The organism is Microbacterium sp. cf046 (assembly GCF_900114345.1).
Lineage (GTDB): Bacteria > Actinomycetota > Actinomycetes > Actinomycetales > Microbacteriaceae > Microbacterium.
Map to the genome: position 1 here is coordinate 43,863 of NZ_FOZJ01000002.1, position 12,347 is coordinate 56,209.

Annotated in this window: 15 protein-coding genes; 10 read left to right on the forward strand and 5 right to left on the reverse strand. The window is 69.6% G+C overall.

Annotated elements, in window-relative coordinates; all coding sequences use genetic code 11:
• Position 1: 1 nt before the first annotated feature.
• The 5 genes from BM349_RS06350 to BM349_RS06370 all read left to right on the forward strand — a co-directional run bounded on the left by BM349_RS06350 (position 2) and on the right by BM349_RS06370 (position 4,738).
• Complete coding sequence (locus BM349_RS06350; protein WP_091705202.1) at positions 2-1,165, forward strand: ABC transporter ATP-binding protein; 1,164 nt, start codon at positions 2-4, stop codon at positions 1,163-1,165.
• 1 nt (position 1,166) lies between these two features.
• The gene (locus BM349_RS06355) at positions 1,167-2,084 is read left to right on the forward strand and encodes an ABC transporter permease (protein WP_091705205.1); all 918 of its coding nucleotides are present in this window, start codon (positions 1,167-1,169) and stop codon (positions 2,082-2,084) included.
• Positions 2,085-2,161: 77 nt separating this feature from the next.
• On the forward strand, positions 2,162-2,962 hold the full coding sequence (locus BM349_RS06360; RefSeq protein ID WP_091707161.1) for an ABC transporter permease: 801 nt from the start codon (positions 2,162-2,164) through the stop codon (positions 2,960-2,962).
• A 147-nt stretch (positions 2,963-3,109) separates the two neighbouring features.
• Entirely contained in the window at positions 3,110-4,336 is a 1,227-nt protein-coding gene (locus BM349_RS06365; RefSeq protein WP_091705209.1) for a pyridoxal phosphate-dependent aminotransferase, read from the forward strand.
• Positions 4,337-4,390: 54 nt separating this feature from the next.
• The gene (locus tag BM349_RS06370; protein WP_091705213.1) at positions 4,391-4,738 is read left to right on the forward strand and encodes a hypothetical protein; all 348 of its coding nucleotides are present in this window, start codon (positions 4,391-4,393) and stop codon (positions 4,736-4,738) included.
• Positions 4,739-4,803: 65 nt separating this feature from the next.
• Here the strand turns inward: BM349_RS06370 and BM349_RS06375 are convergent, their stop codons facing one another.
• Positions 4,804-5,244, reverse strand: coding sequence for an Rv3235 family protein (locus tag BM349_RS06375; protein ID WP_091705217.1), 441 nt, complete (start codon positions 5,242-5,244; stop codon positions 4,804-4,806).
• Positions 5,245-5,372: 128 nt separating this feature from the next.
• On the opposite strand from BM349_RS06375, the gene BM349_RS06380 reads away from it, so the two are divergent.
• Complete coding sequence (locus BM349_RS06380; RefSeq protein ID WP_091705220.1) at positions 5,373-5,972, forward strand: hypothetical protein; 600 nt, start codon at positions 5,373-5,375, stop codon at positions 5,970-5,972.
• 71 nt (positions 5,973-6,043) lie between these two features.
• On the opposite strand, the gene BM349_RS06385 is transcribed toward BM349_RS06380, so the two are convergent.
• Entirely contained in the window at positions 6,044-6,325 is a 282-nt protein-coding gene (locus tag BM349_RS06385) for a helix-turn-helix domain-containing protein (RefSeq protein WP_175525220.1), read from the reverse strand.
• A 98-nt stretch (positions 6,326-6,423) separates the two neighbouring features.
• Here BM349_RS06385 and BM349_RS06390 point away from each other — a divergent pair, with 98 nt between their 5' ends.
• The 3 genes from BM349_RS06390 to BM349_RS06400 are packed head-to-tail and all read left to right on the forward strand — an operon-like array spanning position 6,424 to position 9,853.
• Positions 6,424-7,053: an SAF domain-containing protein gene (locus BM349_RS06390; RefSeq protein WP_091705223.1), complete on the forward strand. Its 630-nt coding sequence runs from the start codon at positions 6,424-6,426 to the stop codon at positions 7,051-7,053.
• Positions 7,050-8,330 carry a CpaE/TadZ family protein gene (locus tag BM349_RS06395; protein WP_091705226.1) on the forward strand — a complete coding sequence of 427 codons (1,281 nt, stop codon included), beginning with the start codon at positions 7,050-7,052 and terminating at the stop codon, positions 8,328-8,330. The genes BM349_RS06390 and BM349_RS06395 overlap by 4 nt, the downstream gene beginning before the upstream one ends.
• A gap of 35 nt (positions 8,331-8,365) precedes the next feature.
• Entirely contained in the window at positions 8,366-9,853 is a 1,488-nt protein-coding gene (locus tag BM349_RS06400) for a sensor histidine kinase (RefSeq protein WP_091705229.1), read from the forward strand.
• 7 nt (positions 9,854-9,860) lie between these two features.
• On the opposite strand, the gene BM349_RS06405 is transcribed toward BM349_RS06400, so the two are convergent.
• Positions 9,861-10,109 carry a WhiB family transcriptional regulator gene (locus tag BM349_RS06405; RefSeq protein ID WP_018171995.1) on the reverse strand — a complete coding sequence of 83 codons (249 nt, stop codon included), beginning with the start codon at positions 10,107-10,109 and terminating at the stop codon, positions 9,861-9,863.
• A 244-nt stretch (positions 10,110-10,353) separates the two neighbouring features.
• Between BM349_RS06405 and BM349_RS06410 the strand changes: the two genes are divergently transcribed.
• Positions 10,354-10,749 (forward strand): histidine kinase, encoded by a 396-nt coding sequence (locus tag BM349_RS06410; protein WP_091705232.1) that lies wholly within the window; start codon positions 10,354-10,356, stop codon positions 10,747-10,749.
• 40 nt (positions 10,750-10,789) lie between these two features.
• Here the strand turns inward: BM349_RS06410 and bcp are convergent, their stop codons facing one another.
• Positions 10,790-11,266, reverse strand: a complete 477-nt coding sequence (gene bcp, locus BM349_RS06415) for a thioredoxin-dependent thiol peroxidase (protein WP_091705235.1) — start codon at positions 11,264-11,266, stop codon at positions 10,790-10,792.
• Positions 11,267-11,292: 26 nt separating this feature from the next.
• On the reverse strand, positions 11,293-12,336 hold the full coding sequence (gene rsgA, locus BM349_RS06420; protein WP_091705238.1) for a ribosome small subunit-dependent GTPase A: 1,044 nt from the start codon (positions 12,334-12,336) through the stop codon (positions 11,293-11,295).
• Positions 12,337-12,347: the final 11 nt, after the last annotated feature.

The window sequence follows — 12,347 nt, forward strand, 5'->3', positions numbered from 1 at the left end:
CATGGCAGCGGGAGAATTCGCCGAGTCCGGCGCCGATCTTCAGCTCGAGGGAATCCGCAAGACCTTCCCCGGATTCACGGCGATCGAAGAGCTCGATCTCCTCATCCCGGCCGGGTCGTTCTTCGCGCTGCTCGGCCCGTCGGGATGCGGCAAGACGACCACGCTGCGCCTCGTCGCCGGGCTCGAGGATCCGACCGCGGGTCGCATCCTGATCGGCGGGCAGGACGTGACGTCCGTGAAGCCGCACAAGCGGCCGGTCAACACCGTGTTCCAGAGCTACGCGCTCTTCCCGCACATGTCGGTCATCGAGAACGTGGAGTTCGGCCTGAAGCGTCGACGGGTGGCGGATGCGGCGACGAAGGCGCACGAGGCGCTCCGCCTGGTCGAGCTCGACCACGTCGCAGCCCGCCGGCCGAGCCAGCTCTCCGGTGGCCAGCAGCAGCGCGTCGCGCTCGCGCGGGCGATCGTGAACCGTCCGGCGCTGCTGCTGCTCGACGAGCCGCTCGGCGCCCTCGACCTCAAGCTGCGACGCCAGATGCAGCTCGAGCTCAAGTCGATCCAGGCCGAGGTGGGCCTGACCTTCCTCCACGTCACCCACGACCAGGAGGAGGCCATGACCATGGCCGACACCGTCGCGGTGATGAACCACGGGCGCATCGAGCAGCTCGGCTCGCCGCAGGAGCTCTACGAGCTTCCGAAGACGGGGTTCGTCGCGAGCTTCCTCGGCCAGTCCAACCTGTTCCCCGCCACCGTCGAATCGGCTGCGGGCGGCATGATCACGGCGCGCACAGCCGGCGGCGTCGTGGCCATGCCGCAGGAGCGGGCGGTCGTCTCGACCGGAGCGATCACAGTCGGCATCCGTCCGGAGAAGCTCCGCCTCCTGAGCGAGGAACCGCCTCGCGACGGGCTCGAGAACGTCCTCGGCCCCGGCCGGATCGTCGACGTGTCGTTCGCAGGCGCGAGCACCCAGTACATCCTCGAGATCCCCGGCCTCGGCGAGGTCACGGTGTTCGAGCAGAACATGGTGTTCGGCTCGGTCTTCACGCCGGGCTCGGAGGTGTGGGTCGCGTGGCGCCGCGAGCACACGTTCGGGCTGGATGCCGCCGCACGCGTCGAAGCCGCCGAGGCGGTCGCCGCCGCCGACCCGGACGGCGAGGCCGCCTGAGATGGCGATCTCGGCGCTCGTTCCCGCGGGCACCCAGGCCGTACGCGAGCCCGAGCGCCGCCGCGGCGGGCTGATCGCCCTCGCACTCCTGGTGCCCGGCCTGGCCTACCTGGCGCTGTTCTTTCTCGTCCCCTTCGTCTCGCTGCTGATCACCTCGTTCGGCATCAACGACACGGAGACGTACGGCGGCTACTACTACGCGTTCTACTGGCAGAACTACGTCGACGTGATCGCGCTGTACTGGCCGCAGTTCCTCCGGTCGTTCTGGTACGCGCTGCTGGCGACAGTGTTCGCGCTGCTCATCAGCTACCCGATCGCGTACTTCATCGGCGTCACGATCCGCGAGCGCAAGATGCTGCGCAATCTACTCCTGGTCCTGGTCATCGCCCCGTTCTTCATCTCCTTCCTGCTGCGCACCCTGGCGTGGAAGCAGATCCTCTCCGACGAGGGTCCGGTTGTCGGGCTGCTGCAGTTCGTCGGGCTGATGGGCCCGCAGGATCACATCACCGGCACCGGCTTCGCGGTGGTGTTCGGACTCACCTACAACTTCATCCCCTTCATGACGCTCCCGCTGTTCGCCTCCCTCGACCGGCTGGACAAGCGCCTCATCGAGGCGGGCAACGACCTGTACGCGAGCAACGCCAGCACGTTCTGGAAGGTCACGTTTCCGCTGTCGCTGCCTGGAGTCATCTCGGGCACGCTGCTGACCTTCATTCCCGCCGCCGGTGACTATGTCAACGCGAGCCAGGCATTCCTCGGCGGTCCGGGCACCGCCATGATCGGCAACGTCATCCAGTCGAAGTTCCTCATCACGGTGAACTATCCGCAGGCCGCGGCGCTGTCGATCCTGCTCATGGCGGTCATCGTGGTGATCGTCGGCTTCTATGTCCGCCGCGCCGGAACGGACGACCTCCTGTGACCACTCTCGAAGAGGGCATCGTGGACGCCCGCCGGGCGACACTCCCGCCCCGCACCGCGAAGGCAGAGCGTCGACGCATGTCGCTGGGCACGTGGCTGCTGCCCACCTATGTGACGATCGCGTTCCTGATCCTGCTGATCCCGATCGTGTACACGTTCGCGTTCTCGTTCAACGACGCGAACCGCTCCAACATCTCGTGGAACGGCTTCACGCTCGAGAACTGGCTCACCGTGTGCTCGCAGCCCGAGGTCTGCGTCGCATTCGGGAACAGCCTGCTCGTGGGCGGCATCGCGACGATCATCGCGACGACGCTCGGCACGATGATCGCCCTCGCCCTAGTGCGCTACCGGTTCCGCGCGCGCAGCGCGATCAGCCTGCTGCTGTTCCTGCCGATGGCGACCCCCGAGGTGGTGATCGGCGCGGGGCTCGCCTCGCAGTTCCTCACGATCGGCGTGGCCAAGGGGCTCGGCACGATCATCATCGCGCACACGATGTTCTGCCTGAGCTTCGTCGTGGTGACGGTGCGCGCGCGTGTGCTGTCGCTGGATCCGTCCCTCGAGGAGGCCGGCCGAGATCTGTACGGATCGCCGCGGGCGGTCTTCTGGCGGATCACGTTCCCGCTGCTGCTTCCCGGGATCATCGCGGCGGCGCTGCTGTCGTTCAGCCTGAGCTTCGACGACTTCATCATCACCTACTTCACCTCCGGCACGGTGCAGACCTTCCCTGTCTACATCTACGTGGCGGCCCAGCGCGGCATCCCGCCGCAAGCGAACGTGATCGCATCGGCCGTCTTCCTGATCGCGATCGCCGCGACCCTGATCTTCCAGGTCGCCTCGGCGCGCCGGGCGCGCCGGGCGACCCGGCTGCGGCGACGCTGAGTTCCGGTCCCTCAGCGGGCCAATCCGGCGAAGCTGGCATGTGCCGACGTCTCGATACGCCCGCTTTGCGGGCTCCTCGGCCCTGCCCCGCCGCGCTTCGAGCGGCTGGGGCGCTTCGATCCACGCCGCGGCAACTATCCTGATCCGATGAGCCCCCTGCGCCCCCTCGACCAGTCGACCAAGCTGAAGGACGTCCTCTACGAGATCCGCGGCCAGGCGCTGGTCGAGGCGGACCGCCTCGAGAACGAGGGGCACACGATCCTCAAGCTCAACACCGGCAATCCCGCGGTGTTCGGTTTCGAGGCGCCGTTCCAGATCGTCCGCGACATGATCGAGGCAGTGCCGCACGCCCACGGCTACAGCGACAGCCGCGGCATCATCTCGGCCCGGCGCGCGGTCGTGTACCGCTACGAGCAGGACCCCACCTTCCCGCCGTTCGGCCCCGACGACGTGTATCTCGGCAACGGGGTGTCCGAGCTGATCACGATGGTGATGCAGGCGCTCCTGGACGAGGGCGACGAAGTGCTGATCCCCGCCCCGGACTACCCGCTGTGGACGGCCATGACCAGCCTCGGCGGCGGCACGCCGGTGCACTACTTCGGCGACGAGCAGAACGGGTGGCAGCCCGATCTCGAAGACATCAGATCGAAGGTGACGCCGCGCACGAAGGCGATCGTCGTCATCAACCCGAACAACCCGACCGGCGCGGTGTACTCGCGCGAGACGCTCGAGGGCATCGCCGAGATCGCGCGCGAGAACTCCCTGCTCGTGCTGTCCGACGAGATCTACGACCGCATCCTGTTCGACGACGCGGAGCACATCCCGACGGCTTCGGTCGCGCCGGACCTGCTGGTGCTGACCTTCAACGGTCTCTCCAAGACCTACCGGGTTGCCGGCTATCGGTCCGGCTGGGTCGTCATCACCGGACCGAAGGACCACGCGAAGGGCTTCATCGAGGGGATCACACTGCTCGCATCCACGCGACTGTGCCCGAATGTGCCAGCGCAGCATGCCGTGCAGGCGGCCCTCTCCGGCGTGCAGTCGATCGACGCGCTGATCGGCCCGGCCGGCCGACTTCGCGAGCAGCGGGATGCCGCGTGGGAGAGTCTCGAAGCCATCCCGGGCGTCAGCTGCGTCAAGCCGCAGGGTGCCCTGTACGCGTTTCCCCGGTTCGATCCGGACGTGCACGAGATCCGGGACGACGCCAAGTTCGTGTACGACTTCCTGGTCGCCGAGCATGTGCTGCTCGTGCAGGGCACCGGCTTCAACTGGCCGACGCCGGACCACGTGCGGATCGTGACGCTTCCCGAGGCCCGGGTGCTCTCCGAGGCCATCGAGCGGCTCGGCAACTTCCTGTCGTCGTATCGTCAGTAGCGGCATCGTCAACCCCCTTTCCGCCGGCTCGAGGCCGGTCGTATCGTGACGACCATGTCGATCGAACTGAACCGCCCGGCGCTCCGGCAGGCGCGCGCACTCGTCCGTGAGGGCAAGGTCGTCCGAGACGGCCCGGGTGACTGGGCCGAGGCGCAGCCGACCCCCGACGAGGAGAACGGCTTCATCGAGCGCGACGGCTGGACCGAGTACGCCCATTGGCACATGGGAGTCGACAAGAGTGCGGATCGGGAGACGAAGGACGCCTACTCGTTCCCGTTCGGCGACTTCCGCAAGGTGCATCGATCCGGCGTGATCGCGGGTGAGAGCCGCGCAGGTCAATTCGGCCACGATGAGATCCGGGACGAGCTCAAGAAGCTTCTGGAGCTCATCGACCGGGACTGAGCGGTCGTCCTCGGACCGATGTGACGAGCGGACCGGCCACGACGCTGGGGACGGTCCGCCGTCGGCTAGAGGAGCGCGAGCGAGGTCGTGCGCCAGCGGCCGTCCATGCCCTCGAGGCGAAGGGCGACCGCCCGCGTGCGCGCCGGACCCTGCACGATGACGACGGCTTCGACGACGCCGTCGGCGGGGGAGGAGTGGCGCACCGACATCAGTGCGTGAACAGGCCGGATCGCCGGCACCCCGCGCGCGCTACGCGCGCGAGCGGCGAGGTTTGCGCGGGTCATCAGCTTGCGATACGCGTCCTCGGTGAGCCATCGCGCGAGCTGGTCGACCTCGCGCACGCCGGCGAAGACCTCGAGCACGCCGCGCGTGATGTTGCGCAGGAAGGGCTCGGGGTCGGGGAGCTGCGTGGACGGCGTGCGCTGCGGTGCGAAGAACTCCGAGAGCTCGACGGCGCCGGCGGGCGCGGCATGTGCGCGAGGAGTGCGCGAAGGCGACGGTGCCATGGATGCCAATCTCGACAGGGGGATGTCCTGCGAGAAATTACAACACACGGCAACTTCACAGGAAGAGCCCGATGTCGACCTGTGGAGAACTTCTCATCGAGTCGTGACGATTGCCATACTCTCGCCTGGTGCGCTGGGACGGCTTCTTCGACGACCTCGAAGTTCAGCTCGCCTCCGAGTGGGAGGCGGAACGTGCTGCCCTGGACACGGAGGCCGAGCGGCTGCGTCTGTCGCGGGTGGCGTTGCGCGAGCGGCTGTCGATGCTGCAGGGGCGCGATCGCGACGTGTCGCCACCATCGTTCGACCTCGCAGACGGCACCGTGCTGTCGGCCGAGGTGACCGGGGTGGGCGCGGACTGGGTCGCACTCGAGGGCGGGCGGTCGGGTGCGATCGTGGTGCCGTTCGCGTCGATCGCGTCGATCGGACTGCCGCACGTCGACGTTCTGCGCAGCGCGCGGCCCGCGAACGCATCCTCCACGCTCGCCAATCGGATGACGCTCGGATTCGTGGCGCGAGACCTCGTGCGACGACGTGTCGCCGTCGCTGTGCACCTGATGCACGGCCGCGTACTCGCCGGCACGATCGACCGTGCGGGCCACGATCACCTCGACCTCGCCATGCACGAGCCCGGCACGCCGCGGCGGGCGAGCGAGGTGACCGGCCATCGGATCGTGCCGTTCAGTGCCGTGGCCTGGATCCGGCTCGACGCGGGCGCTGCGCCGGCCTGAGATCCGACGGCCCGATCGGGCCGTCATCGACCCATCGGGGCCGCGATCGGCACTCCTGTGCCGGCCGGGCGTCAGTCCGAGTCGCTGACCACCCCGGTGCCCCACAGCTCGGGAAAGCTCGCCTCGTTCGACTGTCGCCACAGGGCGATGCGCCGGGCCTCCTCAGTCTGCTCGTCGAGGTATTCGGCGACGCTCGCCTCTTCGATCCGCCACCTCGCCGGCGAGCCCACCTTCATGCCTCTCAGACGCCGCTCATGCACGAGCGCCATCACCTCGTCGACGGACACGCCGAGCACCTCCGCCACCTGAGCGGGTGCCAGCATGCGCACGTCGGACGTCGGGATCTCGGGCATGCCCCCATTATGGGCGCCCACCCCGCGGGGCGGCCGGGTGACGCACCCGCTGTGGATAACAACCGAGGCCGGATCGCGCTCTGCGTCACGATGGTCTCATGACCGCACTCGACAGCGTCCGCCCGCGACCTCGCGCATTCTGGGGCGACGCGCGCTTCCTTCTCGGAATCCTGCTGGTCATCGCATCCGTGGCCGGTGTCTGGTTCGTCGTGTCGGCCTCGCGGCAGACCGCGCCGGCCTTCGCGGCCAACCGCACGATCGTGCCGGGCGAGGCGATCTCGGCCGACGACGTGCGGCGGGTCGACGTCTCGCTCGGCCAGGTGAGCGATGCCTACCTGTCGCCCGACGCCCTCGCGGACGGCCTAATCGCGACGCGCACGATCGAATCCGGCGAGCTGGTACCCGACAGCGCCGTCGGGGCCGCCGCAGCGGTCCGGACCACGAGTGTCGTGCTGCGCAGCGCGGTCGATGTGCCCGGATCGGTGCGCGCCGGTTCGGTCGTCGAGGTGTGGGCGGCGCCGCTCCTCGAGCGCGGCACATACGACACTCCGCGCATCCTCGTCGCGGACGCGACGGTCGTGTCCGTCACCCGGGACGATTCGATGATCGGCGGCGGCTCCGCCGCCCTCGAGATCGTCATCCCGCGGGCCGATGTCGCCGCCGCACTCGCCGCGATGGCGGACGATTCCGCGCTGTCGGTGGTCCCGACCTCCGGAGCCGGCGAGTGAGGGTTCTCGTCGCGGTCGACGAGCCGCACGGCGCGGACCTCGCGGCAGGGCTCGAGGCCGAGGGCCTGTACGTCGTGGGCGTGGTGCCGGCATCCGCCCTCGCCTCCGCGGTCGACCGCGCGCCGCAGGGCGCCGACGAGGCCGCGCGCGTGCTGGCGGATGCGGATGCGGTGGTGCTCGAGTCTTCTCGTGCGACGCTCAGCGCGTCGGTGGTGGCGGTGTGCGATCGGCGCGCGGTGCGGATCGTTCCGCTGGCCGACGGGCCCGCGGACGAGAGAATCGCCGCCGCATTCGGCCTGGAGCCGCCGCTCCCACTGGCGGTCGAGGCGTGGCTGCTCGCCGAGCGCCTCGCCGCACCGCCATCGGCCCGCGCATCGAGTGAAGCGGTCCGCGCGACCGACATCGCGCCGAAGAGACCGAGTGTGATCGCGGTGTGGGGACCTGCCGGTTCACCGGGCCGTTCCACCATCGCGATCGAACTCGCCGTCGAACTGTCGCGCGGCGGCCGTCATGTCGGACTGGTCGACGCCGACTCGCACGCACCTTCGATCGCGCTCGCGCTCGGACTCGCCGACGAGGCCCCGGGCTTCGCGGCAGCGTGCCGCCAGTCCGAGCTCGGGGGGCTCGATTCACGCGAACTGGCCCGCATCAGCGCCCCGATCGGCAGCACCGGGGTCGACGTCCTCACCGGCTTGAACCGCCCGTCGCGGTGGCCGGAGCTGCGGGAGTCGCGCGTCGCCTCCGCGCTCGCAGCATGCCGCGAGTGGGCTGATCACACGGTGGTGGATGTCGCGGCGTCCCTGGAGCGGGACGAGGAGATCGTGAGTGATCTCGAAGGTCCTCGTCGCAATGCCGCCACGCTCGCCGCGCTGCGCTCCGCGGACCTCGTGGTGGCGGTCGCCGCAGCGGATCCGCTCGGCGTCTCCCGTTTCCTGCGCGCGTATCCCGAGCTGCGCGCCACGATCGGGGCGACACCGGTCGCGGTCGTCGCGAATCGCCTGCGACCTGGAGCGCTCGGCATCGACGCCCGGGGGCAGGTGCGCCGGACGCTCGATCGATTCGGCGGCATCACGGATGTCTGGTTCGTGCCGGCCGATGTGCGGGCGGCGGATGCTGCACTGCTGGCGGCCCGCCCGATCGCGGACGTGGCGCCGCGTTCGCCGATCACGCTCGCGGTGCGCCGATTCGTCGGGGAGGCAGTCGCGCCGGTCCCGGAGTCAGCGCGCGGCATCCGGCGCCGGTCACGACGTCGCGCACCCGAGCCGGCCCTCTCGTAGCATGCGGCCCACCCGCTCACGTCTAGGCTTGAGAGGTGTCGACGCTCAGCGATCTCGTCTACGCCCAGGGTCGGTCGAGCGAGGCCGACGTCGAGTGGCTTCACCGCCTGGCCGGCGACGGCCAGCTGCTGGCAGACCTCGCGTTCGCCGACATCGTCATCTGGGTGCCCACCGAGGACGACTCGTTCGTCGCGGTGGCACACACCCGTCCGGGCGGCGCCGCGACGCTGTTCTACCGCGACATCGTCGGCGACCGGGTTCGACCCCAGTGGCGCACGCAGGTGCGCGAGGCGTTCGAGACCGTGCGCATCGTGGACTCGGCCTCACCCGACTGGTTCGAGGAGACGCCCACCCGCGTGCGCGCGGTGCCGATCGTCCGATCGCGCGGCAGCGACGCGGCCCTGACGATCGGGGTCCTCACCCGGCACACAAATCTCGGCGAGACCCGCACGCCCTCCCGCCAGCAGATCACCTTCAACGACTGCGCCGACGACCTCTTCGGAATGATCGCCTCCGGCGACTTCCCCGACCTGTCGGCGCCGACCGCGCCGCGCCGGGGCGCGCCGCGGGCCTCGGACGGGCTGATCCGCCTCGACGTCGACGGGATCACGACGTTCGCGAGTCCGAACGCGCTCTCCGCCTTCAACCGGATGGGCTTCGACGACGAGCTCGAGGGCGAGTCACTGAGCGAGGTCACGACCCGCATCCTTCCCGCCAAGCGCCAGTTCGACGAGTCACTGCCCCTCGTGGTGAGCGGGAGGGCGCCGTGGCGCACCGACATCGAGGCGCGCGGTGTCACCGTCTCCCTGCGGACCATTCCGCTGCGCGATCGCGGCAACCGGATCGGCGCGATCGTGCTGTGCCGTGACGTGACCGAGCTGCGCCACCAGGAGCAGGAGCTGATCACCAAGGACGCCACGATCCGCGAGATCCACCACCGCGTCAAGAACAACCTGCAGACCGTCGCCTCGTTGCTGCGCATCCAGGCCCGCCGGTCGCATTCCGAGGAGGCGCGGGAGGCGCTCACGCAGGCGATGCGCAGAGTCGCGGCCATCGCTGTGGTGCACGACACGCTCTCGGAGGGGCTGTCCCAGACGGTCGATTTCGACAACGTGTTCGACCGGGTCCTCAAGCTCGTCGCCGAAGTCGCCGCCGCGCCGAACACGCGCGCACGCACGCGCACGTCGGGCACGTTCGGCAATCTGCCGAGCGAGTACGCGACGCCGCTCGCCCTGGCGCTGACCGAACTGGTGACCAACGCGGTCGAGCACGGTCTGGCCGGTCAGGAGGGTGATGTGGAGATCATCGCCGAACGCGGCGCGGAGAATCTCGCGGTGCGAGTCCGCGACACCGGATCGGGCCTGCCCGAAGGCCAGGTGGGCCGCGGGCTCGGCACGCAGATCGTGCGCACGCTCATCCAGGGGGAGCTCGGGGGCACCATCGACTGGCACACGCTGATGGGCAGCGGCACCGAAGTGACGATCGACATCCCGATGCGCTACATCGAGCGCACCGCGGACTAGCGTCGCGTCAGGATGCGCGGCGCGCGCGAGCCGCGCGCCGCTTGAGCGCGCGCCGCTCGTCTTCGGAGAGCCCGCCCCACACGCCGGAGTCCTGCCCGGTCTCGAGGGCGTATTGCAGGCAGATCTCCGTCACGGTGCAACGTGCGCAGACCGACTTGGCCTTCTCGATCTGATCGACGGCCGGTCCGGTGTTCCCCACGGGGAAGAACAGCTCGGGGTCGACGGTCAGGCAGGCGGCCTTATCGCGCCAGTCCATGGTGGTGCTCCTTGATGATGATCGGGTGATTCAGAGCCCGGATTCGGGTCCGATACCCTGTGGGAGATGCGAGTCATGCTCGCCCCACCTCACTGTGGGAGCACACGGCTTCAATAATCGTCCCACAGGGGTGGGTGCGAATCAAGGGTTGACCGGCACGTCATGTGCGGTGTTGCTGAGTATTCGCCCCACGCCATGGAGGGTTCAGACAAACGCTCGGCGAGCGACGAAGGAATAGTGGCGAATGCGCACACACGTGGCCGGTCGGCTGGCGGCGATCCTGCTCGGCCTGGAGGGCCTCGCGATCATCGCGCTCGTGGTCTGGCAGGTCTGGGCGCTCGTGGCCGGCGACACCGATTCGATCGAGAGCGCGCTCGCCCTGGTCGTGCTGACCGCGATCGGCGCGGTCGCCGTGCTGGCGTTCGCGGTGGCGACCTGGCGCGGTCAGTCGTGGGGGCGCTCGGGGGGCATCGTCACGCAGCTCCTCATCCTCGCGGTCGCGCTCGGCGCGGTCACCGGCGCGTACTCGGTGCCGATGACGGGTCTGGTCCTCGCGATACCCGCCGCGATGACGCTCGTCCTGCTGGTCGTGGCGGTCCGTGCCGCGGGGCGCGAAGCCCGGGATGCGGCATCCGAGTAGTCGCGCTGCTCGCCGCCCAGCGAGACGATCCGGCCCAGCGCTACGCGCCGACCCCGAGCAGCGCCCGTACGCGCCCGACGTGGCCGGTTGCCTTCACGTTGTAGAGCGCCTCCTGGATGCGGCCGTCGGCGTCGATCACGAACGTGGAGCGGATGACCCCCTCGTACGTCTTCCCGTAGTTCATCTTCTCGCCCCACGTGCCGTACGCGTCGAGCGCGGCATGCTCGGGATCGCTGAGGAGGTCGTAGGTCAGACCGTCGCGCTCGCGGAAGCGGCGCAGCTTCTCGGGCTGGTCCGGGGAGATGCCGAGCACCGTGTAGCCCGCGGCCTGCAGCGGCGCGAGGCTGTCGCGGAAGTCGCAGGCCTCGGTCGTGCATCCGGGTGTCATCGCCTCGGGGTAGAAGAACAGCACGACCCCACCCCCGCGCAGGTCGCTGAGGGTGACCGGCTTCTCATCCTGATCGAGCAGGGTGAAGTCGGGGGCAGGGGATCCGGGTTCCAGGACGACTGAGCTCATCGCTCCAGAATACGGCCGCACACCCCTCAGGGCTTGTCGCCGAAGGTGAGCAGCAGCCGCTGCAGCGAGTCCAGGCGGGCTGCGCCGTTCGGGCCCAGCCTGCCCTCGGCCTCGGCCTCCACGATCGCGCAGTCGGGGGCATCAGGAAGGTGCGTGCACCCGCGGGGGCAGTCCTTCGCGATCTCGGCGAGCTCGGTGAAGGCTCCGAGGATGTTCGCCGGGTCGACGTGGCCGAGTCCGAACGAGCGCACGCCCGGAGTGTCGATGACCCATCCGTTGCCGCCGTCGCCGCGGTAGCGCAGCGAGACCGTGGAGGACGAGGTGTGCCGACCGCGGCCGGTGACCTCGTTCACGTGCCCGGTGGCGCGCATCGCGCTCGGGACCAGGGCGTTCACGAGCGTCGACTTGCCGACCCCCGAGTGGCCGACGAACACCGTGGAGTGGCCGATCAGCTGCGCGCCGATCCGCTCGAGCGGCATCTCGTCCTGCGCGCTGGTGAACACCTCGAGGTCGAGACCCTCGAAATGAGCGAGGAACTCGGACGGATCGGCGAGATCGGTCTTGGTCACAACCAGGAGCGGGCGCACGCCGGCGTCGAGCGCGGCGACGAGATAGCGGTCGACGAGGCGCTCGCGGGGTTCGGGATCGGCGGCCGCCACGACGATGAGCATCTGGTCGGCGTTCGCGACGATGACCCGCTCGACCTGGTCGGTGTCGTCCGCGGACCGCCGTAGGAGAGACGTGCGCTCCTCGATCCCGATGATGCGTGCGAGCGTGCCTTCATCGCCGGACTGGTCGCCCACGATCCGCGCCCGGTCGCCGGTCACGATCTGCATCCGCCGCAGCTCCCGTGCGCGGGTGGCCAGCACCCTGCGTTCGTCCGGGCCGTCCTCGTCCGCGAGGACCGTGTAGCGGCCGCGGTCCACTCCGAGGACGCGGGCGATCACGGCGTCGGCGTGCGCCGGACGGCGCTTCGTGCGCGGGCGGTTCGCCTTCGGATTGGGGCGCGCGCGGAGCGTGGTCTCGTCGAACTCCGGTTCGTCGTCCTCGTCGTCTTCGAGCCAGCTCACCGTCGTCGGAC

Bases quoted from the DNA above. Each gene is read 5' to 3' on its own strand.
- BM349_RS06350 (WP_091705202.1), top strand. From the start codon at position 2: ATGGCAGCGGGAGAATTCGCCGAGTCCGGCGCCGATCTTCAGCTCGAG.
- BM349_RS06355 (WP_091705205.1), top strand. From the start codon at position 1,167: ATGGCGATCTCGGCGCTCGTTCCCGCGGGCACCCAGGCCGTACGCGAG.
- BM349_RS06360 (WP_091707161.1), top strand. From the start codon at position 2,162: ATGTCGCTGGGCACGTGGCTGCTGCCCACCTATGTGACGATCGCGTTC.
- BM349_RS06365 (WP_091705209.1), top strand. From the start codon at position 3,110: ATGAGCCCCCTGCGCCCCCTCGACCAGTCGACCAAGCTGAAGGACGTC.
- BM349_RS06370 (WP_091705213.1), top strand. From the start codon at position 4,391: ATGTCGATCGAACTGAACCGCCCGGCGCTCCGGCAGGCGCGCGCACTC.
- BM349_RS06375 (WP_091705217.1), bottom strand. From the start codon at position 5,244: ATGGCACCGTCGCCTTCGCGCACTCCTCGCGCACATGCCGCGCCCGCC.
- BM349_RS06385 (WP_175525220.1), bottom strand. From the start codon at position 6,325: ATGCCCGAGATCCCGACGTCCGACGTGCGCATGCTGGCACCCGCTCAG.
- BM349_RS06390 (WP_091705223.1), top strand. From the start codon at position 6,424: ATGACCGCACTCGACAGCGTCCGCCCGCGACCTCGCGCATTCTGGGGC.
- BM349_RS06405 (WP_018171995.1), bottom strand. From the start codon at position 10,109: ATGGACTGGCGCGATAAGGCCGCCTGCCTGACCGTCGACCCCGAGCTG.
- BM349_RS06410 (WP_091705232.1), top strand. From the start codon at position 10,354: ATGCGCACACACGTGGCCGGTCGGCTGGCGGCGATCCTGCTCGGCCTG.
- bcp (WP_091705235.1), bottom strand. From the start codon at position 11,266: ATGAGCTCAGTCGTCCTGGAACCCGGATCCCCTGCCCCCGACTTCACC.